The organism is Halalkalibacter sp. HAAS-P013, from assembly GCF_056619925.1.
Map to the genome: position 1 here is coordinate 16,473 of NZ_JBWQTU010000013.1, position 24,922 is coordinate 41,394.

General features: G+C 39.0%; 28 protein-coding genes. 26 read left to right on the forward strand and 2 right to left on the reverse strand.

Features of this window, described 5'->3' with window-relative positions; genetic code table 11:
* Nucleotides 1–38: 38 nt before the first annotated feature.
* On the reverse strand, nucleotides 39–878 hold the full coding sequence (gene dat / locus AC1FXP_RS17075) for a D-amino-acid transaminase (protein ID WP_480063205.1): 840 nt from the start codon (nucleotides 876–878) through the stop codon (nucleotides 39–41).
* Between the two features lie 461 nt (nucleotides 879–1,339).
* Between dat and AC1FXP_RS17080 the strand changes: the two genes are divergently transcribed.
* The 4 genes from AC1FXP_RS17080 to AC1FXP_RS17095 all read left to right on the forward strand — a co-directional run bounded on the left by AC1FXP_RS17080 (nucleotide 1,340) and on the right by AC1FXP_RS17095 (nucleotide 6,648).
* A complete protein-coding gene (locus tag AC1FXP_RS17080; protein WP_480063206.1) occupies nucleotides 1,340–3,895 on the forward strand; it encodes a vitamin B12-dependent ribonucleotide reductase in 2,556 nt (851 codons plus the stop codon).
* A gap of 154 nt (nucleotides 3,896–4,049) precedes the next feature.
* Nucleotides 4,050–5,075, forward strand: a complete 1,026-nt coding sequence (gene splB / locus AC1FXP_RS17085) for a spore photoproduct lyase (protein WP_480063207.1) — start codon at nucleotides 4,050–4,052, stop codon at nucleotides 5,073–5,075.
* A 156-nt stretch (nucleotides 5,076–5,231) separates the two neighbouring features.
* On the forward strand, nucleotides 5,232–5,657 hold the full coding sequence (gene mntR / locus AC1FXP_RS17090) for a transcriptional regulator MntR (protein WP_480063208.1): 426 nt from the start codon (nucleotides 5,232–5,234) through the stop codon (nucleotides 5,655–5,657).
* A gap of 94 nt (nucleotides 5,658–5,751) precedes the next feature.
* Complete coding sequence (locus tag AC1FXP_RS17095; RefSeq protein WP_480063209.1) at nucleotides 5,752–6,648, forward strand: patatin-like phospholipase family protein; 897 nt, start codon at nucleotides 5,752–5,754, stop codon at nucleotides 6,646–6,648.
* A 548-nt stretch (nucleotides 6,649–7,196) separates the two neighbouring features.
* Here AC1FXP_RS17095 and AC1FXP_RS17100 read toward each other — a convergent pair.
* Nucleotides 7,197–7,604 carry an SA1362 family protein gene (locus AC1FXP_RS17100; protein WP_480063210.1) on the reverse strand — a complete coding sequence of 136 codons (408 nt, stop codon included), beginning with the start codon at nucleotides 7,602–7,604 and terminating at the stop codon, nucleotides 7,197–7,199.
* A 469-nt stretch (nucleotides 7,605–8,073) separates the two neighbouring features.
* On the opposite strand from AC1FXP_RS17100, the gene AC1FXP_RS17105 reads away from it, so the two are divergent.
* The 22 genes from AC1FXP_RS17105 (at nucleotide 8,074) to AC1FXP_RS17210 (ending at nucleotide 24,920) form a co-directional block, all read left to right on the forward strand.
* Entirely contained in the window at nucleotides 8,074–8,568 is a 495-nt protein-coding gene (locus AC1FXP_RS17105) for a YqhR family membrane protein (protein ID WP_480063339.1), read from the forward strand.
* 94 nt (nucleotides 8,569–8,662) lie between these two features.
* Nucleotides 8,663–9,733 carry a M24 family metallopeptidase gene (locus AC1FXP_RS17110; protein WP_480063211.1) on the forward strand — a complete coding sequence of 357 codons (1,071 nt, stop codon included), beginning with the start codon at nucleotides 8,663–8,665 and terminating at the stop codon, nucleotides 9,731–9,733.
* Nucleotides 9,734–9,854: 121 nt separating this feature from the next.
* On the forward strand, nucleotides 9,855–10,412 hold the full coding sequence (gene efp, locus AC1FXP_RS17115) for an elongation factor P (protein ID WP_480063212.1): 558 nt from the start codon (nucleotides 9,855–9,857) through the stop codon (nucleotides 10,410–10,412).
* A gap of 194 nt (nucleotides 10,413–10,606) precedes the next feature.
* Nucleotides 10,607–10,888, forward strand: coding sequence for a YqhV family protein (locus AC1FXP_RS17120; protein ID WP_250095068.1), 282 nt, complete (start codon nucleotides 10,607–10,609; stop codon nucleotides 10,886–10,888).
* Nucleotides 10,889–10,905: 17 nt separating this feature from the next.
* A complete protein-coding gene (spoIIIAA, locus tag AC1FXP_RS17125; RefSeq protein WP_480063213.1) occupies nucleotides 10,906–11,838 on the forward strand; it encodes a stage III sporulation protein AA in 933 nt (310 codons plus the stop codon).
* Nucleotides 11,835–12,347 carry a stage III sporulation protein SpoIIIAB gene (gene spoIIIAB / locus AC1FXP_RS17130; protein WP_480063214.1) on the forward strand — a complete coding sequence of 171 codons (513 nt, stop codon included), beginning with the start codon at nucleotides 11,835–11,837 and terminating at the stop codon, nucleotides 12,345–12,347. The genes spoIIIAA and spoIIIAB overlap by 4 nt, the downstream gene beginning before the upstream one ends.
* A gap of 15 nt (nucleotides 12,348–12,362) precedes the next feature.
* Nucleotides 12,363–12,569 (forward strand): stage III sporulation protein AC, encoded by a 207-nt coding sequence (gene spoIIIAC, locus AC1FXP_RS17135; protein WP_034630453.1) that lies wholly within the window; start codon nucleotides 12,363–12,365, stop codon nucleotides 12,567–12,569.
* A 14-nt stretch (nucleotides 12,570–12,583) separates the two neighbouring features.
* Nucleotides 12,584–12,973, forward strand: a complete 390-nt coding sequence (gene spoIIIAD, locus AC1FXP_RS17140; protein ID WP_480063340.1) for a stage III sporulation protein AD — start codon at nucleotides 12,584–12,586, stop codon at nucleotides 12,971–12,973.
* A 35-nt stretch (nucleotides 12,974–13,008) separates the two neighbouring features.
* Nucleotides 13,009–14,184, forward strand: coding sequence for a stage III sporulation protein AE (gene spoIIIAE, locus AC1FXP_RS17145; protein WP_480063341.1), 1,176 nt, complete (start codon nucleotides 13,009–13,011; stop codon nucleotides 14,182–14,184).
* 181 nt (nucleotides 14,185–14,365) lie between these two features.
* Nucleotides 14,366–15,037, forward strand: a complete 672-nt coding sequence (gene spoIIIAF / locus AC1FXP_RS17150; RefSeq protein WP_480063215.1) for a stage III sporulation protein AF — start codon at nucleotides 14,366–14,368, stop codon at nucleotides 15,035–15,037.
* Nucleotides 15,034–15,702, forward strand: a complete 669-nt coding sequence (gene spoIIIAG / locus AC1FXP_RS17155; RefSeq protein ID WP_480063216.1) for a stage III sporulation protein AG — start codon at nucleotides 15,034–15,036, stop codon at nucleotides 15,700–15,702. Before spoIIIAF ends, spoIIIAG begins: the two co-directional genes overlap by 4 nt.
* The gene (locus tag AC1FXP_RS17160; RefSeq protein ID WP_480063217.1) at nucleotides 15,702–16,310 is read left to right on the forward strand and encodes a SpoIIIAH-like family protein; all 609 of its coding nucleotides are present in this window, start codon (nucleotides 15,702–15,704) and stop codon (nucleotides 16,308–16,310) included. The genes spoIIIAG and AC1FXP_RS17160 overlap by 1 nt, the downstream gene beginning before the upstream one ends.
* Before the next feature lie 388 nt (nucleotides 16,311–16,698).
* The gene (locus tag AC1FXP_RS17165) at nucleotides 16,699–17,070 is read left to right on the forward strand and encodes a hypothetical protein (RefSeq protein ID WP_480063218.1); all 372 of its coding nucleotides are present in this window, start codon (nucleotides 16,699–16,701) and stop codon (nucleotides 17,068–17,070) included.
* A gap of 186 nt (nucleotides 17,071–17,256) precedes the next feature.
* Nucleotides 17,257–17,748, forward strand: a complete 492-nt coding sequence (accB, locus tag AC1FXP_RS17170) for an acetyl-CoA carboxylase biotin carboxyl carrier protein (protein WP_480063219.1) — start codon at nucleotides 17,257–17,259, stop codon at nucleotides 17,746–17,748.
* A gap of 15 nt (nucleotides 17,749–17,763) precedes the next feature.
* Nucleotides 17,764–19,122, forward strand: coding sequence for an acetyl-CoA carboxylase biotin carboxylase subunit (gene accC, locus AC1FXP_RS17175; RefSeq protein WP_480063220.1), 1,359 nt, complete (start codon nucleotides 17,764–17,766; stop codon nucleotides 19,120–19,122).
* Nucleotides 19,123–19,177: 55 nt separating this feature from the next.
* Nucleotides 19,178–19,579, forward strand: a complete 402-nt coding sequence (locus tag AC1FXP_RS17180) for an Asp23/Gls24 family envelope stress response protein (RefSeq protein ID WP_034630432.1) — start codon at nucleotides 19,178–19,180, stop codon at nucleotides 19,577–19,579.
* 284 nt (nucleotides 19,580–19,863) lie between these two features.
* Nucleotides 19,864–20,259 carry a transcription antitermination factor NusB gene (gene nusB / locus AC1FXP_RS17185; protein WP_480063221.1) on the forward strand — a complete coding sequence of 132 codons (396 nt, stop codon included), beginning with the start codon at nucleotides 19,864–19,866 and terminating at the stop codon, nucleotides 20,257–20,259.
* Between the two features lie 28 nt (nucleotides 20,260–20,287).
* Nucleotides 20,288–21,133: a bifunctional methylenetetrahydrofolate dehydrogenase/methenyltetrahydrofolate cyclohydrolase FolD gene (gene folD / locus AC1FXP_RS17190; RefSeq protein ID WP_480063222.1), complete on the forward strand. Its 846-nt coding sequence runs from the start codon at nucleotides 20,288–20,290 to the stop codon at nucleotides 21,131–21,133.
* Nucleotides 21,134–21,142: 9 nt separating this feature from the next.
* Nucleotides 21,143–22,492, forward strand: a complete 1,350-nt coding sequence (gene xseA, locus AC1FXP_RS17195; protein ID WP_480063223.1) for an exodeoxyribonuclease VII large subunit — start codon at nucleotides 21,143–21,145, stop codon at nucleotides 22,490–22,492.
* Between the two features lie 12 nt (nucleotides 22,493–22,504).
* Nucleotides 22,505–22,738, forward strand: coding sequence for an exodeoxyribonuclease VII small subunit (gene xseB, locus AC1FXP_RS17200; RefSeq protein WP_480063224.1), 234 nt, complete (start codon nucleotides 22,505–22,507; stop codon nucleotides 22,736–22,738).
* A gap of 2 nt (nucleotides 22,739–22,740) precedes the next feature.
* Nucleotides 22,741–23,631 carry a polyprenyl synthetase family protein gene (locus AC1FXP_RS17205; RefSeq protein ID WP_480063225.1) on the forward strand — a complete coding sequence of 297 codons (891 nt, stop codon included), beginning with the start codon at nucleotides 22,741–22,743 and terminating at the stop codon, nucleotides 23,629–23,631.
* 692 nt (nucleotides 23,632–24,323) lie between these two features.
* The gene (locus AC1FXP_RS17210; protein WP_480063226.1) at nucleotides 24,324–24,920 is read left to right on the forward strand and encodes a hypothetical protein; all 597 of its coding nucleotides are present in this window, start codon (nucleotides 24,324–24,326) and stop codon (nucleotides 24,918–24,920) included.
* Nucleotides 24,921–24,922 lie beyond the last annotated feature (2 nt).

Sequence of the window (24,922 nt, forward strand, 5' to 3'; positions counted from 1 at the left end):
CTGTCTTAAAATGAGACAAGTCCTTTTATTGTTGCATACTATGCTTTTGGCAGGAGCTCTTTGAATTTAGCTTGAAGGTCTTTCGTTACAGGGCCAATAGGAAAGGAGGTCCTTAATTGGCCATAGACCGATTTGATTGGGGTAATTTCTACTGAAGAGCTAGAAATGAATGCTTCGTCTGCATGCTCTAATACTTCGACAGGAAATGCTTCTTCTACAACCGGATAATTGTGTTTTTGAGCTAATTCAATGATTAATTGTCTTGTTATCCCATTTAAAATTAGGTTGGTTGCCGGATGTGTGTATAACACTTTATCTTTAATAAGAAAAAGGTTAGAAGATGAGCCTTCAGTAATCGTTCCGTTCCGATGAAGAATCGCTTCTTGGCAGTTATGATCGGCAGCTTCACGTTTAACCATTACATTTCCTAATAAATTAATCGTTTTAATGTCACAGCGTAGCCAACGAATATCATCTGTTAGCCAAACATCGATGCCGTTTCTCTGTGAGTCTTCAATGTTTTGAACAGGCTGAGTAAATGCTGTGAACACAGGTGTCGATTCTCTTGAATACAAGTGGTTACGTGGTTCAACTCCACGCGTTACTTGAAAATAAACAAGGCCATTTTGCAGTGAGTTTTTTTCGATTAACGTTGTGATGAATTCTGTAATTTGTTCTTTCGAGTATGGCAGCTTGATGTCTAATTTACTAGAGCTTTGAACAAGCCGATTTAAATGGAGATCCATAGCAAATGGTTGATCTTCATATACTTTTACGACTTCATAAATGCCATCACCAAAATAATATCCACGATCGTCAAAATGTATCAGTGCATCTTTTTTAAGGAGAAGTTTGTCATTTTGTATTATGTATTCCATTTTTGATTCCTCCAACTATTTATAATTTCAATATATTGATTGGAAATTAACTACATGTATGCATCAAGAATAACATAATTAAGCCAACCATCTATTAAAAATTTTGTCAAACATTTTGTATTTAGCGTAGAACAGTGATGAAATAAGCCATTGAAAAAGTCTTTGTTATAGCAAGAGACAAATTCGTTCAAAATGTCGAAAAAAAGCGGATAACATTCTCGTAAACTCGTAAATCCTTCTTTTTATTACCCATTTCAAAGTTGACAAAATAAATAAAAATGGATTTAGGCACAATATATGGTGTGTAGAAAATAAATTTGAGCACAATATATTGAATCTAGTGGCAATCTTGTGGTAAGCTTACCCAAGAATATCGTACATGGACAAACACAACAGAATTAAAGTTTAACTAGATATACTAGTAAAATATAGATTTCCATGTGAAAGAGGAGGAGACGCGAATGGCAATGACGATGTCAAATGTTATGCGCCTAAATACGGAAAGATTAAATGAGGATATTGAGCAATTTTCGCAAGTGCATCCAATTACAAGCGATATGCATATTACTCAAAAAGGCGTATCAAGACTCGTAATGTTAGACCGTTACACGTTTAAAGATACAGAGAAGAAAACACTTAGAGAAGGGGATTTCGTAGTCTTAACAGTAAAAGATGACCCTAAGTTTCCTGCACGTGGATATGGATTTGTGATGGAGCTTGACTGCGTAAAAAATCATGCAAAGGTACTCGTTGATGAAGAGTTCCGGGGAGTTCTTGAAGGTGACGAAGCAGAAACGGGGATCGTATCTCGTTCACTCGATACAATTGAGAAACCTCTTGAAATTTATTATGAGCAAATTGCAAAGCGAAATGCGACAGGACTTGCATCAGTTGAAACTACATTGGAAAAACGTCAAGAAGCGTTCGAGCAATTTTATGAGCAGCTTGTTTCCATGAACTTCATTCCAGCAGGTCGTGTTTTGTATGGTGCTGGAGCGGAAACGGATGTTACGTACTTCAACTGTTATGTCATGCCATACGTTCAAGATTCACGCGAAGGAATTTCTGAACACCGTAAGCAAGTGATGGAAATTATGAGTCGTGGTGGAGGTGTGGGTACGAACGGTTCAACATTACGCCCGCGCAATACACTAGCTCGTGGAGTGAATGGCAAGTCATCTGGATCGGTTTCATGGCTTGATGATATTGCAAAACTAACGCATCTTGTCGAACAAGGTGGGTCAAGACGTGGAGCTCAAATGATCATGCTTTCTGATTGGCATCCTGATATTTTAGAATTCATCATTTCTAAAATGCAAAACCCGCGCATTTTGCGTTTCTTGTTGGAAAATACAGAAGATGAGCATATTCAAAAGCTCGTAAAGAACAAGCTTTCTTTTACACCTTTAACGGCGGTTGAAGAGTCAATGTACCAAGGAATCGTTAATTATAAAACGATTGCAGGTCTTGGTGGATTTGATCCGAAAGTTATTGAGGATGCAGAAGAAAAGTTACGCATAGGCGGAACATACTCAGTCAATAATGCTGAATTTTTAACAGGTGCTAATATTTCGGTATGTTTAACGAAAGAATTTATGGAAGCTGTTGAAAAGGATGAAGAATACGCCCTTCGTTTCCCAGATGTAGAAAATTACAATGAAGATGAAATGTCTGCTTATAACGAAAAATGGCATGAAGCCGGCGATGTTCGTGAATGGGAAGAATTAGGTTACGGTGTTAGAACATACCGTATTATTAAAGCGAAGGAACTTTGGAATCTTATAAATATTTGCGCAACTTATAGTGCAGAGCCAGGAATCTTCTTTATCGATAATGCGAATGATAAAACAAATGCAAAGGCATATGGACAAAAAGTAGTTGCGACGAATCCATGTGGAGAGCAACCTTTAGCTCCCTATTCTGTATGTAACTTAGCAGCGATTAACTTAGCGGAAATGGCAAATAAAGAAACAAAAGAAGTGGACTTTGACAAGTTAAAGAAAACGGTCGAAGTCGGTGTCCGCATGCAAGACAATGTTATTGATGCAACTCCATACTTCTTAGAACAAAACACAAAACAAGCTAAAGGTGAGCGTCGTGTTGGTTTAGGAGTTATGGGTCTTCATGATTTACTTATTTATTGTGAATCAGTATACGGCTCTGAAGAAGGGAACGATCTTGTTGATCGAGTGTTTGAGACGATTGCGACTTCAGCTTATCGTACAAGCATTGAACTTGCTAAAGAAAAAGGAAGCTTCCCATTCTTAGTAGGTGATACGGTTGAAGAAACAATGCAGCTTCGTACTGCATTTATTAATACAGGTTATATGACATCCATGCCAGAGGATATTCGTGAAGGGATTTTAGAGCATGGGATCCGTAATTCGCATTTGCTTACGGTTGCGCCAACAGGTAGTACGGGAACAATGGTCGGAGTATCAACTGGGCTTGAGCCTTACTTTTCATTCTCTTACTTCCGTAGTGGCCGTCTAGGTAAGTTTATCGAAGTGAAAGCAGGCATCGTGGAAGAGTATTTACAAGCAAATCCAGGTGCTGATGAAAATCAATTACCTGAATGGTTTATCTCGACAATGGAGTTACCACCAGAAGCTCATGCTGATGTTCAATGTATCATTCAACGCTGGGTTGATAGTTCATTATCAAAAACGGTTAATGCTCCGCGTGGATATACAGTAGAACAAGTACAAGCTGTTTATGAGCGCTTGTATCGTGGTGGTGCTAAAGGTGGAACGGTATATGTTGATGGAAGTCGTGATGCGCAAGTTCTATCTTTAAAAGCAGAAGAAAATCGTTTTGATGACGAAAAAGAGACAAAATCAGAATCAAATAAAAAAGTTGTATTAATTGACACAATCTCTGAAGTAAGATCAACAAATGTGACAATCGGATCAGAAGTTGGCAATACGTGTCCAGTTTGTCGTGAAGGACAAGTTGAAGATCTTGGTGGTTGTAACACTTGTACAAGTTGTGGTGCCCAGTTAAAGTGTGGTCTTTAAGATAAACAAATTTATTGCCAGGGGCTATTCCAAAAGGTCAAAATCAGACCTTTTGGAATAGCCCCTTTTTCTAGTAACTGGAAGGCTGAATCCTCCTAATATGCACACTCTATAGATGCTTATTAAAAAAGTAATAAACAGAGGTGCATATTACATGAAGGCGTTTGAACCACAACTTGTTTATATAGAACCAGGGGCACTTGAGTACCCGCTAGGTCGTGAGTTGAAAGAAAAATTTGAAAAAAAGGGTGTAGAGATAAGGGAGACAACATCTCATAATCAGGTTCGAAATATTCCAGGGGAAAATGAACTACAGCAATATAGAAATGCAAAATCCACCCTTGTTATCGGTGTAAGGAAGACATTAAAATTTGATACGTCAAAGCCTTCAGCCGAATATGCACTACCGCTTGCAACAGGGTGCATGGGACATTGCCATTACTGTTACTTACAAACGACTCTCGGAAACAAACCCTATATTCGTACGTATGTGAATTTAGAAGAGATATTTGATGCTGCTGATCAATATATAAAGGAAAGAGAACCAGATATTACCAGGTTTGAAGCCGCATGTACATCTGATGTTGTAGGGATTGATCATTTAACTCATTCCCTAAAGAAGACGATTGAGCATATAGGACAGACCGATTTAGGGCGATTACGATTTGTAACGAAGTATCATCATGTCGATCATTTACTCGGTGCGAAACACAATGGAAATACGAGGTTTCGCTTTAGTGTAAACTCAGATCATGTAATTAAAAAGTTTGAGCCCGGGACTTCATCGTTTTTAGAGCGCATTGAAGCCGCTGGAAAAGTAGCAAAAGCTGATTATCCTTTGGGCTTTATCGTAGCCCCATTAATTTTGCATGAAAATTGGAAAGAAGGCTATTACGAGTTGTTTGAGCGATTAGAAGCTATCTTGCCGCTTTATGCGAAAAAGGATTTAACGTTTGAATTGATTCAACATCGTTTTACAAAGACAGCAAAGAATATTATTCAAAAACGGTATCCGAAATCGAAACTCGAAATGAATGAGGAAGAAAGAAAATACAAGTGGGGGAGATACGGTCGTGGGAAGTACGTCTACAAAGATGAACAAGCTGGAGACTTAAAAGATACGATACAGTCATATATTGATAAATTCTTCCCAGAAGCAAAAATGGAATACTTCACATAAACTTTGTTAACTCATTGTCCTCGTCCTACATTCTGTTGTAAAATAAGAGTGTTGCACACTTTTTATATAAATAGAATAGGTTTATAATACAGGGCTGTATTGTACACCGTATATGTCAGACGATTTTTATGTTTGACAAAAAATGGAGGGGACCTTATGCCAACACCTAGTATGGAAGATTATTTAGAACGAATATATATGTTAATTGAGGAGAAAGGATATGCTCGAGTCTCCGATATTGCAGAGGCATTAGAAGTCCATCCGTCTTCGGTGACAAAGATGGTTCAAAAATTAGATAAAAGTGAATACTTAATATATGAACGATACCGAGGGTTAGTACTAACAGCAAAAGGAAAGAAAATCGGAAAGCGTTTAGTGTACCGTCATGAGTTATTAGAAGATTTTATGCGACTAATTGGTGTCAATGATTCTCATGTTTATCAAGATGTAGAAGGAATTGAACATCATTTAAGCTGGGATGCGATTGATCGTATCGGTGATCTTGTTCAATACTTCCAAGAAAAAGAGACAAGAGTTAACGAATTAAGAGATGTCCAGAAAAGAAATGAGGAAGAAGAATAAGAGAGAACATTCGCAATTATTGCGGATGTTTTTTATTTTTTTAGGTAGTCCTTCCTGCCTTTACACATAGAGTTGAAGGAGGAGGCGATTTCTGATGAAAGTTGATGGCGTATTTGCTGGTGGAGGAGTAAAAGCCTTCGCATTTATTGGGGCCCTCCAAGTTATGGAGGAGAAAGGTTATGAATTTAACCGAGTTGCTGGAACGAGTGCGGGATCCATCATAGCAGCACTTATTAAAGTAGGCTACAGCAGCGAAGAGATTTTTCAACTGCTTGATGAATTAGATATTGAATCCTTTAAGGATGAGCGTATGTCATTCCTTCCATTTACATTAACAAAATGGTTACACTTGTATTATCGTCTTGGCTTGTATAAAGGCAATGCTTTAGAAGATTGGCTGAGGACAGTGTTAGAAGCAAAAGGAGTAAAGACGTTTGGCGATTTACCTCAAGGGTCATTAAGAATTATTGCTTCCGATTTAACGAAAGGAAAGTTGCTCGTGTTACCTGATGATTTAAATAAGTATGGGGTCATACCAGAAAAATTCCCGGTATCTCGAGCTGTTCGAATGAGTTGTAGCATTCCCTATTTTTTTGAACCAGTAAAGATTTATGATCGAGGGAGTGGAGGGAAAGCATCCTATATTGTGGATGGGGGATTGCTCAGCAACTTTCCAATGTGGCTGTTTATGGATGGGAACCCTAAAAAATGGAGGCGACCAGTTATTGGCTTTCAATTAAAGCCTGAATTAAGTGAAATACCACCTAAAAAAATCAATAATGCAGTAACAATGTACCGAGCTTTATTTGAGACTATGGCATCAGCACATGATATAAAATATATTGACGAAGAACATGCCCGAAACATCGTTTTTATACCAGTCCTAAACGTTAAAGCAACAGACTTTGAATTATCAGAAGAACAGAAAGAAAAACTCATCGTCTTAGGAAGAGAAGAAACAAATCACTTTTTAAAAAAATGGAGTTATTGAAGAGTATCATAAAAAAGGGGCGAACTTCCCCTTTTTTATGATACTCGAAGCAATGAGCGAAGCCGCCGTAAAAGGTTTTAAGCCTTTTGAGCGACCTTCTCAAAAGGCGCACGGCGAGCGGAGCCGTTGCAACCATGTACGCGCTATTTATGTATAAAAAAGGGGCGAACTTCCCCTTTTTTATGATACTCGAAGCAATGAGCGAAGCCGCCGTAAAAGGTTTTAAGCCTTTTGAGCGACCTTCTCAAAAGGCGCACGGCGAGTGGAGCCGTTGCAACCATGTACGCGCTATTTATGTATAAAAAAGGGGCGAACTTCGAGGGCACTGAGAAAGTCCTTTTTAGCAGATTCGAGGAAGGAGCAATGGCTCCACACGTTGCGCGCCTGTTATGAGAAAACCGCTCATAGCAGGCTTTAAGACAAAGCAACGGTTCCGCTCATTGCTTAAAGGCCACTGAAAAAGGTCAAAAACGTACCTTTTTCAGTGGCCTCCGAACTTCCCCTTTTTTATGATACTCGAAGCAATGAGTAAAAAAAGAAACGAGCGCTTAAAAAAACGCTCGTTTCTTTTTCTTGTTTTTCTTACCTTCTATTACAGTTAAATTATGACCTTCTCTACGATTTTTAGGGCGAGTAGTTTTTTTCTTTTCAGTCATCATGTTCGTAGTTTTTGGTTTGAAAGCAGCCGTTGGAGCGGGAGAAGACGGACGTTGTGTGCTCGTTCGTTTTGCTTTGCGAAGCTGCGCTCGACTTGGGCCTGTTTGTGACGGGAAAAGAGGTGTGCCGTATTTACGAGACATATACCATCGATAGCCTAGAAAAAAAACAGCTACAAACCCTGCTATCATCAAGATCCTTGTTAGGAAGCCAAGAGGATTAAAGATTAGCTCGTAACCGAGTCCTATAAAAGCGAAGAAAAGAACAACGGGTATGATGTACTTCATGATCGAACGCATTTGTCTACACCTCCAATAGAATTGACGATCAAAGGCTACGCAATTTCTGTAATCACGCTGATGTTTTTGAGGACATCGCACATGATCTAACAGTGAAAGGTAAGATTTGCTCGTATAGATTTTTATTTATACTTACGCCTAAAAGGGCGGATGAAAGGAGTGAAATTAAATTAAAATAACAGAGTATCTAGGTTAATCAACCATTTCTTAGTATACAAGCTATAGTGATTACGTAAACAAGTTCAAGGAGCTTGCCCACTGTAAACGTGAATATATGTGGAAAGATTGTTACATTAATTTATTCTACATTTGATAGATAAAATCCTCTATAATAACAACTTCGTCAGCAATAGTTACAAAAAAATGCTTTTCGTTACATTATACCCAAAATAAGTAGTCTTCATTCTAGTTGGACAATATAAATTTTATGACTTTTCAACTTTATTATCGGACATACTATTGGGTGGAGGTGGTTAGTGTGGAAAAACAGTATGTCGAAAGAAACAAAAAGGAAGAACAAATGTCGTATGCAACGAAAGTTGTGTTAATTGGACTATTTGGGGGGCTTATTTGGTCACTTATTGGTTATTTTGCTTTCTATTTTAATTTTATTAGAGTTGGTCCAGCTCTTGCGTTAATGCCATTTGTCGTTGGAGATTGGAAAGATACGTATATTGGTCAATTAGTTGGGGTAGCAATGATATCAGTGCTGTCAATTGGTGTAGCGTTTTTATATAGATTAACATTACAAAAATTTAACAAATTGTGGATTAGCATTGGGTTTGGTCTTGCTCTTTGGGTGTTGGTATTTATCTTATTAAATCCGATTTTTCCCGGGCTTAAATCGGTGAATAACCTCGATATGAATACGATTATAACTTCCATTTGTTTGTATGCTTTGTACGGTGCTTTTATTGGATACTCCATATCCTATGAATATGCAGAACAGCACCGAAGTGATTAGGCTTTCTCCTCATATGTGCTTTGTTTACCTTCTGTATATGCTACAATAGTTTTTAGTGTAGCGGGCACAATATAGTTAGAAAGAAGGAGAAAATATGAATCGAATTCAGGCGTTGCGTTCCAAGCTTGTCGAACAACAAATTGACGGATTATTAGTCACAAGTAGCTACAATAGGCAGTACTTGACTCAGTTTACAGGGACTGCTGGTGTTGCAATTGTTTCAATGCAAAAAGCGATATTTATTACTGATTTTCGTTATATGGAACAAGCAAAAGAACAAGCAAAAGACTTTGAAATTGTTCAACATACTGGGCCGATTTTTGAAGAAGTAGCGAAACAAATTGAAGAACTTGGGTTGAATAAATTAGGGTTTGAACAATCACACCTTACATATGAAGCACATCAAATTTATACTAAACAAATGAATGGAATTGAATTAGTTCCTGTCTCAGGAATGGTTGAAGATATAAGACTTATAAAAAATGAGCAGGAAATTCAATTGATACAAGATGCAGCAAATATTGCTGATGCAGCATTTGAGCATATTACGACATTTATTCGTCCAGGAATTACAGAGTTAGACGTAGCAAACGAATTAGAATTTTTTATGAGAAAACAAGGGGCGGCTAGTTCATCCTTTGATATTATTGTCGCATCAGGTTATCGTTCAGCCCTGCCGCATGGAGTGGCGAGTGACAAGATAATTGAAAAAGGAGAGCTTGTTACATTAGATTTTGGTGCTTATTATAAAGGGTATTGTTCAGATATTACGCGAACAGTTGCAGTTGGGGACGTGAGTGATGAATTAAAAGACATATACAATACTGTCCTTCAAGCACAACTTCGTGGAATGGATGGAATTAAACCAGGGTTAACTGGAAAAGAAGCTGATGCACTAACAAGAGATTATATTACAGAAAAAGGGTATGGTCAGTATTTTGGACATTCAACGGGACATGGCCTTGGAATGGAAGTTCATGAGGGTCCATCGCTCTCTATGAAATCAAGTACTGTACTTAAGCAAGGTATGGTTGTTACTGTTGAACCAGGAATTTACATTGCCGGAGTGGGTGGAACGAGAATTGAAGACGATACACTAATCACACAAGATGGAAACCGTTCCTTCACTCATTCTCCAAAAGAATTAATTATAGTAGGAGAGTAGTGAAATGAATTCATAAAAGTTTCTTTCCTTAAATAAGGAAAGAAACTTTTTCCAAGCTGTGGTATAGTAAGGATTGTGACTGAACGTCCAAGTATTGGATGAAAGATGGAGGAATATAACAATGATTTCTGTAAATGATTTTAAAACAGGTTTAACAATTGAAGTTGATAACGGGATTTGGCAAGTTATGGAGTTTCAACATGTAAAGCCAGGTAAAGGAGCCGCTTTCGTACGTTCTAAATTACGTAACCTTCGTACTGGATCTGTACAAGAAAAGACGTTCCGTGCTGGTGAAAAAGTATCGAAAGCACACATTGAAAATCGTCGTATGGCTTATCTATATGCTAGTGGAGATATGCATACGTTCATGGATAATGAATCATATGAGCAAATCGAATTGCCGACAGCTCAAATTGAACGTGAACTTAAATTCTTAAAAGAAAATATGGTTGTTCAAATCATGACTTATCAAGGTGAGACACTTGGAGTAGAAGTACCGAATACAGTTGAACTTGAAGTGACAGAAACCGAACCAGGAATTAAAGGAGACACAGCTTCAGGTGGGACGAAGCCGGCTACTCTAGAAACTGGGTTAACGGTACAAGTTCCATTCTTTATTAATCAAGGTGATGTACTAATTATTGATACGAGAAATAGTGCATATGTTTCACGTGCATAATAGGTCAAATGATGAGGCTGTCTTAAAGGTCAAAACCTTTTTAAGACAGCCTCTTTCTTTTTATTCATCCACCACAATAATAAAGTGAAATTAAATATAAAAGAAGGACGAGCACTTAAGCTCGTCTTTTTTTGTTCTGAATAAGTGCCTTCTCTCATAAGGTTGTACAAAGCGATTATTGTTGAGGTGGAAGAATGAAAACTTGGTTCTACACAATAGAAATGACTCTGCTAGTAATGGTGGGTTTACGAGTGATTTCTGGCCTAATTGAATTAACGGTAGCTGGTTTGATCCTAAAGTTTAATAGCATTGAAAAAGCTGTAGCACTAAATGCAATGCTCGCCATTATTGGTCCAACAATTTTTATAACTTCTATTGCGTTAGGACTTATAGGGATGTCAGACAAATTATCGTTATCGAAATTTCTATTTATAGGAGCAGGGGTCGCACTAATCTTAATCGGTATTAGAAAGTAGAGGGAGTTGAAGGGGAAATGTTACCAGATATAGCATCCATTTTACCAGAGAATATTCGAATAGTGATCAATCGCTTACAATCAAACGTTGCACAAAATGTTGAAGAAATTCGCCTTCGTGTTGGCAGACCTCTTGAAGTTGTTTCAGGAGGGCGTCCTTATTATCCACAAACCAATGAGCGTCATTATATTGTAAAAGCAGAGGACGCCAAATACTTATTAAATCAGCTAAGTCAATATTCTATGTATGCATTTGAAGAAGAGTTACGTCGAGGGTTTATCACTATCGCCGGAGGACACAGAGTAGGACTTGCAGGCAAGGTAGTACTTGATCGCGGTTATGTCAAAACGATACGAGATATAAGTTCTTTTAATATTCGAATTGCAAGACAAACGATTGGTGTCGCTGAACGGTTAGTATCGCATCTGTATGATCAGAGCTGGTTAAATACAATATTTATCGGACCACCACAATCAGGGAAAACAACTATGCTTCGTGATGTTGCAAGGTTAATAAGTAAAGGAATGCCTAGTTGCAACATTGCCCCCTTAAAAGTTGGCATTGTAGATGAACGATCAGAGATTGCTGCGAGTATGAAAGGCATTCCACAACTAGAGCTAGGGTCGAGAGTTGATGTACTTGATGGATGTCCAAAGGCAGAAGGCATGATGATGTTAATACGTTCAATGAGTCCTGATGTGATTATCGTCGATGAAATAGGTAGAGACGAAGATGTCATTGCTGTACAGGAAGCCCTGCATGCTGGAGTAAAAGTAATGACAACTGCTCATGGCTATTCGTTAGAGGACGTTGAACAAAGGCCTGGCCTAAAGAAATTGGTCGAGCTTGGAGTATTTGAACGAAGTGTTGAGCTAACAAGGACGACAAGAGCCGGTGTCATCAAGCGGATTCGTAATCAAAAAAGGAAAGATGTGGTGACTGTAACGTGAAGTTATTCGGCGCTATTATCATCATACTTGCCACAACATGGATCGGGTTTGAGGGCGCCAAACGGCTAAGCGAAAGGCCAAAGCAGCTAAGACAGCTAAAAGTAGCTATCCAATCTCTAGAAGCAGAAATCATGTATGGATTAACACCGCTTGCTGAGGCGAGTGAGCATATAGCAAAACAAATGCCATCACCAATTTCGCAATTCTTTGAGCAGTTTGCCTACAGACTGCAAAATAAACAAGAAACTGCTTTTGAAGCATGGGAAGAAAGCTTAAACGAAACATGGGGACAAACCTCAATGCTTGATAGTGAGAAAGAAGTGATGATGCAGTTTGGTGCAACCCTTGGTCAGCATGACCGAGAGCAACAACAAAAGCAGATCAAATTAACACTTTCTCATCTTGAGCGTGAAGAACAAGAGGCAAAAGAGCGCCAACATCGATATGAACGAATGATTAAAAGTTTAGGGTTCTTGACTGGATTGCTGATTGTCATATTGATGTTGTAAGGAGGAGGAGAGGTTGTGGTGTATGATGTTAACACCATTTTTCAAATAGCAGGAATTGGAATTGTGGTTGCAATGATTCACACAGTCCTGAAGCAAATGGGAAAGGAAGATTGGGCTCATTGGGTTACCCTTATAGGATTTGTCGTCGTACTCTACATGGTAGCAACAATTGTTGATGATTTGTTTCAGAAAATAAAAGGGGTCTTCCTGTTTCAAGGGTAGGGAGGTGAGTTGCGATTGATATTATCCAAATTGTCGGGTTAGGACTTATCGCAACCTTCCTAGCCCTTGTCGTTAAAGAACAAAAGCCAATATTTGCTTTTATGCTAACAGTTTTTGTTGGTGTTCTGATTTTTCTATTTCTTATAGATGAAATTGCTAAAATCATCAAAATGCTTGAAGGAATTGCCGAGCAAGCTAACATGAATATGATGTATTTGCAAACAATTTTAAAAATAATTGGGATCGCCTATATAGCAGAATTCGGTTCACAAATTGCAAAGGATGCAGGACAAGCTGCTATTGCTTCAAAAATTGAACTGGCTGGGAAGATATTGATCTTAGTTATGGCAATACCAATCTTAACAGCAGTGATTGAAATGGTTCTTTCTCTTTTACCATCGTAACGAGTAGTGTATGGATTGGGGGGACAAGCGTGAACATACGGTTCATCGTTCAAGGAATCATCGTAGTTACAGTCTTATTATTATTTGCACCAATCAGCTCAGCTGAAACTGGACCGTTGGACGAACAGGGATTTGTTGAACAACAAATGGAACAATTGCAACTAGATGAGATCAGGGCCTATTGGGAAGAGATATCAACAGAGTACGGAGGGTTTCTTCCGGAAAGTCAAAAAGGAACATTCATGGAGTTTGTTCGAGGGGACAAGCAATTTTCAATGAAAGAATGGGGAATGGGGCTTGTCCGTTATTTATTGCATGAATTGCTAGTGAACGGAAAGTTATTAGGTTCACTTATTCTCCTAACTGTTTTTTGTATGATTTTACAGTCTCTGCAAAATGCATTTGAACAACAGACCGTTAGCAAAGTAGCTTATGCCATTACCTATATGGTGCTAATGATTATTGCGCTAAACAGTTTTAAGGTAGCGATCTCTTATGCTCAAGATGCCATTGGTAGCATGGTCCACTTTATGATTGCTATGCTTCCACTTTTGTTAGCGATGATGGCGGCCATTGGAAATATAACATCAGCAGCGTTGTTTCATCCACTTATCATTTTCTTAGTTAACACGAGCGGGCTTTTAATTCAGCATGTCGTGTTGCCGCTGCTCTTTTTGTCAACAGTACTAAGCATTGTCAGCACGCTTACAGATCATTATAAAGTAACCAAACTAGCTAACTTTCTTAGAAATCTAGCAATAGGGACATTAGGGGTATTCTTAACCATTTTCTTAGGAGTCATTTCAGTTCAAGGTGCAGCTACTGCTGTAGCAGATGGAATTACAGTCAGAACCGCAAAGTTTATTGCAGGGAATCTAGTACCGGTAATTGGGAGGATGTTCACAGATGCAGCAGATACGGTGTTGAGTGCATCGCTATTACTTAAAAATACAATTGGAATTGCAGGTCTAGGAATACTCTTAATGTTATGTGCCTTCCCAGCGATAAAAGTATTATCATTAGCAATTATTTTCAACTTGTCAGCAGCTGTCCTCCAACCATTAGGAGGAGGACCGATCATCGAGTGCTTATCAATTATTGGAAAAGCAGTCATCTTTGTATTCGCAGCAATGGCAGTCGTCTGCCTCATGTTTTTCCTAGCCATCACCATCATGGTCGCAGCAGGAAACTTGTCGCTTATGATTAGATGAGTTAAGGAAAAAAGGCCGATCTTGCCTTTTTTCCTTAACTCAAAGCGATGAGCGCAGCCGCCGTAATGTTTTAAGCTTTTTAGGAGTGGGTTTCTCCTAAAAGACGCACGGAGAGCGGAGCCACCGCAACACGTCTCTTAAAGAAAAGAGGGTGATTTTACCCTAGAAAGGAGAGAAAACCTTGGGATTTTTGACAGAATGGCTGACGAATATCATTCTACTAATCTTACTAGCAACGATCTTAGAACTGATGCTACCAAATTCCAATATGCAAAGGTACGTCAAAATGGTAGTAGGCTTGCTATTACTTGTCGTGATGCTTCAACCTTTATTAAGTATATTTACTGAGGATGTTGATGAATGGCTGTTTTCCTTGTCTAATGAGGTCGAGCAAACAGAAAGATCAATAAATGAAACAATAAATTTACAAAAAAGAGATATAGAGTCAGGTGTACGTGCATATACCTTAGAACAGGTGGCTGTCCAATTGGAGAGACAAGTAGCAGGAGCATTAAAAGATCAACATTCACTTTCAATCAAAAGTGTAAAAATTGATCTTGATGGTGACTTGAATTCAACAGTGGATGAAGAGCAGATAGTCGAACAAATAAAAGCAATTCACGTCCATGTACAAACACCCTCTTCACCTGAACCCGAAGATGAGCAAGGGGATTCAAGAGAGATTTTACCAGTCCAAGTTGTTCAGATTGATACTTCAAGTAGAACAACGGATGAGAAAATCGAAGAAACCGATCATGATTTAGAACCTGTTCAAACATTTCTCTCGGAAAATTGGCAGATCCCAAAAGAAAAGATTTTAATAGCTTGGGAAGGGGGGAAACAAGCACAATGAATCGCGATGAACAGAAGGATCAACAATGGCTACAAGCCCTTTTTAAGAAGCCAGATAATGGGAAAAAGAAACGAATGTCATTCCATTACATTTTGCTTCTTGGTTGTGTAGGTATAGCGCTCATGATCACGGGCAACCTTCTGACCAATCCAGCAGGAGACGAAGAACAATCCTTACCCGTCTTTAGTGAAGAAGAGGAAGAAGCTGAGACTGTATTTGGGAGAGACACATCATCAGCTGAGCCTAATTCGATGCAAGACTATGAAATGCGCTATGAAAATCAGCTAAAAGAAGTGCTTGAACAAATTGTAGGCGTGTCCGATGTCAACGTAATGGTCAATTTAGCTAATACAGAGCGCAATGTGTATGAAAGAAACACAAATGAAAAGCAGCAAAATACGGATGAGACAGACCGTGAAGGTGGCACGAGAAAAGTAGAAGATATATCTCGTGATGAACAGCTTGTTATTACACGAAATGGTGATAAGGAAGAACCCATTCTAGTCGAACAGGAGAAACCAACCGTTCGAGGAGTACTCGTTGTAGCTAAAGGAGTGGAGAATGCCCAAGTGAAAAGTTGGGTTGTAGAAGCTGTAAGTCGTTCCCTTGATGTACCAACACATAGAGTTTCGGTAATGCCGAAGAAAACAAAGGAGGATTTATAATGGTCTTAAAAAAGCAAACAGTTTGGTTATTAACAATGTTGAGTTTAATTATCGTCCTTTCCGTGTATTATGTGCAGTCCCCGGGTCCGGTTCCAGGAGAACAGGTTGCGTTTGATGAACTGCAAGAAGACTCAGATTTAGCCTTAGAAGAAATGACAGAAGGTGATGCAAATGAAGTTGTCGTAAACATCGCTGAAGAGCTAGATGAGGCTGAAGCAGAAGAAACAGAATCAGGTGTTATTTCTAGCATCTCTACAAATGAAGCATTCGCAACGATTCGTATGGAGCTTCAAGCATCACGCGATCGTATGGCTGAAGAATACACACAAATTGTGGCTTCTCAAGATGCATCTGCAGAAATGAAATCACAGGCGCATGACAAGAGTATCGAGTTACAACGTCTATCGCAAAAAGAACATCAATTAGAAACATTAATTATTGCAAAAGGATTTGAAGATGCATTAGTAATGGCTGAGGAAGATCAAGTTCGCGTAATCATACAAACAGAAGAGCTTTCACGTGAACAAGCAAATGAAATCTTAAGCATGACATATGATCATTTAGGATCAAGCAACACAGTTACTGTTGCTCATCAAGCCTCGAAGTAATCATTGAAAAGAAAGGGGCAGCCAAGACCCCTGAAAAATTAAAAATCACGGAGAACTGCTTACACTAGTCTCCGTGATTTTTGTTATTTTTTTGTGGGCATTCGGTAGATAACGCACCTCTTGTTCTTTTACTTCCTATCCGAGCTAAGAAAGGAGGGAAAGGTCCTTCATACGCTCGCTGAGAGACTTTTCTTTCCTTTATATCTTCGCATTCTCCTTATTTTAAACAACCTCGTCTGCCTTTGTTTGTAGAAGGTTAAGCAACTATAACGAAGTACATGCTAGGTATTCAAACGCTTTAGAACCTATTTTTCTAAAGAGCAATGGCTTCCGGTTATTCGTGTATGATATAATACGCAAAGTAACTAATACGTAAGGAGCGATTGGAATGGAATGGAATGATTTAACAGAAGGTGCAAAGGCAGTTCTTGAGCAAACACGTAATATAAAAAATGATAATATTCAAATCGTTGAATTTGAAGTTGGATTTGAACAAGTGCCTGAAGAAGGTGATGAGGATACATACGCAGTCTCAATTCAAGAGGAAGATTATCAAAATCTAAAACGTTACACTCAGGAAAATGAATATGGAGACAAGTTCCACATGGCTCGTAACAAGAACATCGTAAAAATTATCTTGCTAGAAAACGGTAAAATTCCTGATAACTTATCGGAGTTTCCTGTGTTTCGTCAATATAAAAATGATGTATTAATAAAAACTGAAGTCGACGAAAGTACAGTAGAATCAACAGACGAATAATAGTGTCCAGTTCATTATAGTCTGATTAGATTTTATATGGCGTTCTTTTATTTCCCGCTTGACTTCATGAGGAGGGAATTAGACCGCCTTGTCGAAGATACTAATACGATATAATCATGATATAATAATATTTTCAAAAATCCCTTGGGATAGTTGAATAGGGACAAGAGAGGGAGTGCATGAATAATGTTAAAAGTTCAAGAATTAAAAGAATTAATAAAGGCACTAGATCAATCAAGTGTAGATGAACTGAAATTTGAACAAGAAGGAACAAAGCTAGTATTAAAAAAACAACAAGCACCTGTTCCTGCAGTTGAGAAGGTGGTAGAGGTTTCAAGAGAACAAGCTCCTGTTGTCTCAGCCCCTGTAACAAATGAGGTACCAGAAGCACCAGTTAGTGAAGTGCAAAAACAACAAGAAGTACCGGTAAATACAAATGTACATACGATTACATCTCCGATGGTCGGCACGTTTTATTCAGCGCCGTCACCTGATTCAGCTCCATACGTAAAGCAAGGCGATAAAGTAAGTGAAGACTCAGTTGTTTGTATCGTTGAAGCGATGAAACTTATGAATGAAATTGAAGCTGAAGTCAAAGGAAAGATCACGGAAGTTCTTGCCGAAAACGGCGAGCTTGTTGAATACGGACAACCATTATTTGTTGTTGAGCTTGTTTAACATAGGAGAGATACGATGATAAAAAAGATCTTAATTGCAAATCGTGGGGAAATTGCAGTGCGGATTATCCGTGCTTGTAGAGAACTAGATATTGAAACAGTAGCTGTTTATTCGGAAGCAGATAAGGATTCGTTACATGTTAGACTGGCAGACGAAGCTATTTGTATCGGCCCGACGGCTTCTAATCGAAGTTATTTAAATGTCACAAATATTATGAGTGCTGCTACGTTAACAGAAGTTGATGCAATTCACCCAGGGTATGGATTCTTAGCTGAAAATGCTGATTTCGCGGAGATTTGTGCAGCATGTAATATTACGTTTATTGGACCTAGCCCTTCAGCAATTAGTCAAATGGGGACAAAGGATGTTGCAAGGGAAACAATGGCACGAGCTGGTGTCCCAATTGTTCCTGGTTCAAGCGGAATTGTTGAAAGTATTGATGCTGGACTGAACGTAGCTGAGGAAATTGGATATCCTGTTATTATTAAAGCGACAGCTGGCGGTGGCGGTAAAGGGATTCGTGTTGCAAGGACGCCAGAAGAGCTGAAAAAGGGTATGAATATTACTCAGCAAGAAGCTGCTACTGCGTTTGGAAACCCAGGTGTCTATATTGAAAAGTATATCGAGGACTTTAGACATGTTGAAATTCAGGTATTAGCTGATAATCATGGAAATGTGATTCACCTAGGAGAGCGGGATTGCAGTATTCAACGTCGATTACAAAAACTACTTGAAGAAACTCCGTCACCTGCGATCTCTCCTCAAACGAGATCGGCAATGGGGGAGGCAGCTGTAAATGCTGCAAAAGCGGTAGATTATTCTGGAGCTGGAACGGTTGAGTTCATTTACGATCACAACAATGATCAGTTCTACTTTATGGAAATGAATACTCGTATTCAGGTTGAGCATCCTGTTACAGAAATGGTAACGGGTGTTGATCTTATTAAGGAACAAATACGAGTAGCAAGTAATGAGCATCTTTCGCTTACTCAAGAGGATGTCTCATTCCAAGGATGGTCAATCGAGTGTCGTATAAATGCGGAGAACCCAGCTAAGAACTTTATGCCGTCTCCTGGTAAGATAACAAATTATTTAGCACCAGGCGGATTAGGCGTTCGAGTTGATTCAGCTGTTTATCCGGGTTATGTCATTTCTCCTTTTTATGATTCAATGGTTGCGAAGGTGATAACTCACGCAGCAACAAGGGAAGAAGCCATCGCTAAGATGAAGAGAGCATTAGAGGAGTTTGAAGTAGAAGGAGTGGAGACAACCATTCCATTCCATCTTCGACTTTTGAACCATGATACATTTGTTTCGGGTGATTTTAATACAAAGTTCCTTGAACATTATGATGTAATGTCAATAAAGCTCTAATTCACAATTTAATACATGTTACGTTGTTTACATGCGATAATAGGAGGGAAGTACAATGAATGAAAATCATATTCTCGAACTAGAAGAGCAAAAGTCGGAACTAGGCAAGGTTGAAATTTCACCAGAAGTTATTGAGGTCATTGCTGGTATAGCTGCGTCTGAGGTTGATGGAGTTGCAACGATGCGTGGTAATTTTGCAACAGGTGTTGCTGAGAAGTTAGGTCGAAAAAATCACGGAAAAGGTGTCAAAGTCGAATTAGCTGAAGATGGTATTACGGTAGATGTTTCGGTTGTTATTACGTATGGTGTAGCTGTACCAGAAGTTGCGACTTTAATACAATCAAATATTAAACAAGCGTTACAAACAATGACAGCAATTGAACTACAAGCAATTAATGTTCATGTAGTAGGAGTACAATTTGAATCAGCTGAACCAGTTGATCAAGATGAAGCGTAAATACAAATTAAAGGTCCATTGATCTTAATCGGTAATTGCAGTGGACGAAGTCATTGTATTGGGGGTGTTTCAAAACGTCTAAATCGACATTTTGAAGCACCTCTTTTTTTTACTTTTTGAATTGATTTATTTTTGGCTATAATAGTACAGATGTGAGAAGTAAATAATAAGCGGTTACTTATAAAGAAACGAAAGATTTTAAACAAAACATTGTAAATTGTTCTGTTTTAGCCTTGCGTGTTATGCTATTATCAACATATTAAACGAACAGAAGGAGTTTGACTATGAATCGAAGAGTAGCAAGACTCAGAGCGGCACAAGCGCTCTATCAAATAGACCTAACAGAGAGTGATGTGGATGTAGCGATCGAGAGTGTTCTCGATGAGGGCGAGGCTCCAAGTTCTTTTATGCTTGAGCTTGTCCGAGGAACTCTGGAACACAAAGAAACCATCGATCCAGTCATCTCTTCCAGTCTCCAAGGGTGGACTCTTGATCGAATGGGACTTGTAGATCGTGCCATTGTACGTATGACCGTATATGAAATGAAATACACCGAAGATATTCCTGTAAATGTAACATTTAATGAAGGAATTGAACTAGCAAAAGCGTTTGGTGGGGAAGAGTCAGGTAAGTTTGTAAATGGAGTTTTGTCTAAAGCGATGGAACAGTTACACAAATAAGTTTTTACTAAAAGGAGCGGAATACGTCATGACAGCATTATTATTAAACGGAAAAGAACTAGCAGCTAAAAAGAGAGAACAGTTAAAAAGAGATGTGGCAGAATTGGCTTCTGAAAATATTGTACCAGGTTTGGCCGTTATTTTAGTTGGGGAAGATCCAGCATCCCAAACATATGTCAGAGCAAAGCAAAAAGCTTGTGAACAAGCAGGAATTCACTCGGTTCTTATAGAAAAGCCAAATACGATTACCGAAGAAGAATTATTAGCAGAAATTGACCGCCTTAACGAGGATCGCTCAATTGATGGCATTTTAGTTCAGCTTCCAATTCCAGAACATATTTCAGAACAAGCTGTTATTGAGAAAATTGCCCCTAATAAAGACGTTGATGGATTCCACCCAATCAATATCGGCAAAATGATGACAGGAGAAGATACGTTTCTTCCTTGTACGCCTTTTGGTGTTGTAGAAATGTTAAAAGAAGCAGAAATTGACCTTGTAGGTAAGCATGTTGTTGTTGTTGGAAGAAGCAACATTGTCGGAAAACCAGTGGGACAACTTCTTTTAAATGAACATGCAACAGTTACATATACACATTCAAGAACGAAAAACTTACGTGAAATGACAAACCTTGCAGATATCTTAATTGTCGCGATTGGCAAGCCGAAATTTATTTCAGCTGAAGACGTGAAAGATGGTGCTGTTGTCGTTGATGTTGGAATTAACCGTGTGGACGGAAAACTTGTTGGAGATGTTGATTTTGAAGGTGTCAAAGAAAAAGCATCTTATATTACACCTGTTCCTGGTGGGGTAGGGCCGATGACCATTACAATGCTACTTGAAAACACAGTAATTTCAGCAAGAAAGCGTTCATAGAGGTACATAATGGCGACTAAAGATGTATTAACGATTTCTGAAGTGACCCGCTACATCAAATCACTCATGGAAGAAGATGTGATCCTTCAAAGTGTTTGGATAAGAGGAGAACTTTCTAACGTAAAGATGCATAGTCGTGGTCATTTGTATTTTACTGTAAAGGACGATAAATCAAGAATGCAAGCAGTCATGTTTGCAGGTCATAATCGTTATTTGAAATTTAAACCTGAAAATGGGATGAAGGTACTGCTTCGAGGTGAAGTAAATGTGTACGAACCATACGGACAGTACCAATTTTATGCAAAAGAGATGCAACCAGATGGAGTTGGGAGTCTGTACCTAGCGTATGAAAAATTAAAGGCACAGCTTGAAAGAGAAGGGTTGTTTGCCAGTGAACGCAAGAAAGCGATCCCTCAATTTCCCTCTCGAATTGCGGTTATCACATCCCCGACAGGAGCAGCTATTCGTGATATTGTCATCACATTAAAAAGACGATACCCAATTGCTCAAATTACGTTACTTCCAGTGTTAGTACAAGGCGATCATGCTCCTGGTTCTATTACACGTGCCATTCGACAAGCTGATCTAGCTGGTTGCTTTGATTGCTTAATCGTTGGTCGTGGTGGAGGTTCTATTGAAGAATTATGGGCCTTTAACGATGAAGGAGTAGCTAGAGCTATTTCACAAGCAAATGTTCCGATCATTTCAGCAGTTGGTCATGAAACTGATTTTACAATTAGTGACTTTGTTGCCGATTTACGTGCACCTACACCAACTGGAGCTGCGGAATTGGCGGTACCAGATCATCAAGAAGTGAGAAGATCGTTAAATATGCTGAAGAAGAGATTAAAGAAGCTTATGATTGATCGATTGACATCTGAATCGGCTAAATTAGAACGATTCAAACGGTCTTATGCATTTCGATATCCTGAGCAGTTAATCAGGCAAAAAGAGCAGCAACTTGATGGGTATATGGACAGATTGAAACGGAGTGTCACTACAACGATCACAGAACCGGCTAATCAATTGAAACATTTAGATAAATCTTTAACGATGCTCCATCCGCAAGTGAGAGTTCGACAAGCAAACGAGCAAAGAAGCCATTTACAAGCAGCGCTCGTTAAGGCGATGAAAGAACAAATTAAAAGCAAAAGAATTCCATTTGAAAAATCAATTGGAGAATTAAACCTTCTTAGCCCTCTACGATTAATGGATCGTGGGTACAGCTTAGTGTATGATCAAAAAAACAATTCATTAATAAAGTCGACACAACAAGTTGCAGTAGGCAGCAAGTTAGATATTCGTTTAAAAGATGGGAAAGTCCATTGTGTAGTGGAAGATGCAGATCGATTGGAATAGGAGGAGAGTTGGATGGCGGAAAAAACGGAACTAAGTTTTGAAGAAGCTATGAAAGAACTAGAACAGGTCGTAGAGTGTTTGGAACAAGGAGATGTTCCATTAGAAAAAGCTATTACAATGTTTCAAGAAGGAATGGCGTTATCGAAGCAATGTCACGAAAAACTAGAAAAAGTTGAAAATCAAATGGATCAAATCCTTCATGAAGATGGGGAGTTGGAGCTGTTAAATTTTCAGGAGGATGAGTAATCGTGAATCAAGAGCTTACTTCTTTTTTAAAGGAAACAAAAGAGCAAGTTGAGTTGCGCTTGCCGTATCACCTTCAGCGATTATCCGTACCTGAAAAATTAGTTCAAGCGATGACTTATTCTTTAGAGGCAGGAGGAAAAAGAATTAGACCTGCTTTATTGTTAGCAACCATCCAAAGTTTCAAAAAGCCTTTAGAATCTGGATTGGATGTCGCGTGTGCAATTGAAATGATCCATACGTATTCTTTGATTCACGACGACTTACCGGCGATGGATGACGATGACATCAGAAGAGGCAAACCAACCAATCATAAAGTTTTTGGGGAAGCACTTGCTATTCTAGCTGGTGATGCCCTACTTACATATAGTTTTGAATTAGTCGCGCAACTGAAAAATCAAGACGTGACAGCTGAACAAAAGCTACTCATAATTCAAGAGATCGCTAAAGCAGCCGGGCCTGAAGGAATGGTAGGGGGACAAGTTGCTGATATGGAAGGAGAAAATAAGTCACTAACATTAGAAGAACTTATTTACATTCATCATCATAAAACGGGAGATCTTTTAACGGCATCTATCGTAGCGGGAGCGATTATTGCAGGAGCGACGGAAGATGATATTGCTAACCTCCGAATGTATGCCAAGGAACTTGGTTTAATGTTTCAGATCAAAGATGATATTTTAGATATAGAAGGAGATCCAGAGACGATTGGCAAGCCAATCGGCAGTGATGATGGCAATAACAAAAGCACCTATCCGAATCTTTTAGGGTTGGACGGCGCGAAAAAAATGCTAAATGAGCATATGACTCAAGCAAAAGAATACCTATATAGAGTGAACATGAATCATCAATTACTTTTAACGTTAACAAACTATGTGGCAGAGCGTGACCATTAATTCAAAGCATTTCCATTGAGCTTCGAATTAGCTCATGCTATAATAGCGTGACATGTGAGTGGTGCAGTATTCTAGTCAGTTCTCCATTCTTGAAGGCGGGGCTAAAAATCCGCCAAAGGGCACATCGATGAAGCTCCTTGTCTGGGCTTGAGGCGCCCAGCCTTGGGTCTTGACTGGGAGAAAAGGTAGTAGGGCGATCCGCAAAGGCATGTGGGCGTTGACCCTCCTACTGTGGAGGCCTTTTGCTCGGTCCATACACGAGTATGATACCAGGGCAAAGGGTATGAACCTGCAACGGCAAGCTAGGGAGCTTGTCTGCAGCGTAGCCTGCCTTGAGTGGAGGTAGAGGGGATTATGGAAATGAGGACAAAACGTGTCGGCCAACAGGTTTTGATCTTTACCCATATGAAATCTACTCTGCAAAAGAGGATAAAAGAATGGCAAGGAATTGCTGAGGAAATCTCCTAGACTGTTCGTTTGACATTTAAAGAGGATTGCAGTGTAGACTAAGTGGTAATCCAGTCTGACGCTTGGTGACAACGTCAAGTTCAGTATAAAGGGAAACCGCCACCCGCGGCGACGCAGTGGAGCTGAATTGGGAAATCCTACTGGACCTAAGCTACAGAGTTTACTCTTTAAATGACCACTCCAAACTATACATAGAACTTTTAAAAGGTGATCGATAGATAATTATGAAACCTCTTCAGAAATCAATACATTGGAGTTTGGGAATCGCCGTTATCACACTTGTGCTAGCGGCTATTTTTTCAGTTATTTCCACGTTTATTTTAAGTGGAGTGACATGGGCAGTCGGTATGTTCATTGTGTTCATTATTGTGTTTTTAGGTGTGTTCTTTGATACAATAGGTGTAGCCGCAACTGCAGCAGATGAGAAGCCATTTCATGCGATGGCTTCAGGGCGTTTACATGGGGCAAAACATGCTGTTTTAATTACGAGAAATGCAGATAAATTTGCAAATTTCTGTAATGATGTGATCGGAGATATTTCTGGTATTATTAGTGGTACGGCATCTGCCTATGTTGTCTTGCAATTATCGATACAACTAGGTTATGGTGATACATCTATACAGCAATTTGCCATTTCAATTTTATTTACAAGTGTTGTTGCTGCTTTAACAGTCGGTGGAAAAGCAGTTGGCAAAACGTTGGCGATTCATTATGCAACCCCAATTATCTATCAAGTAGGTAGATTATTATATTTATTAGAGGTAAAACTGAAAATAAAAGTATTTTCAGGAAATGGAAAACAAAGAAAAAAGAAAAACTGACT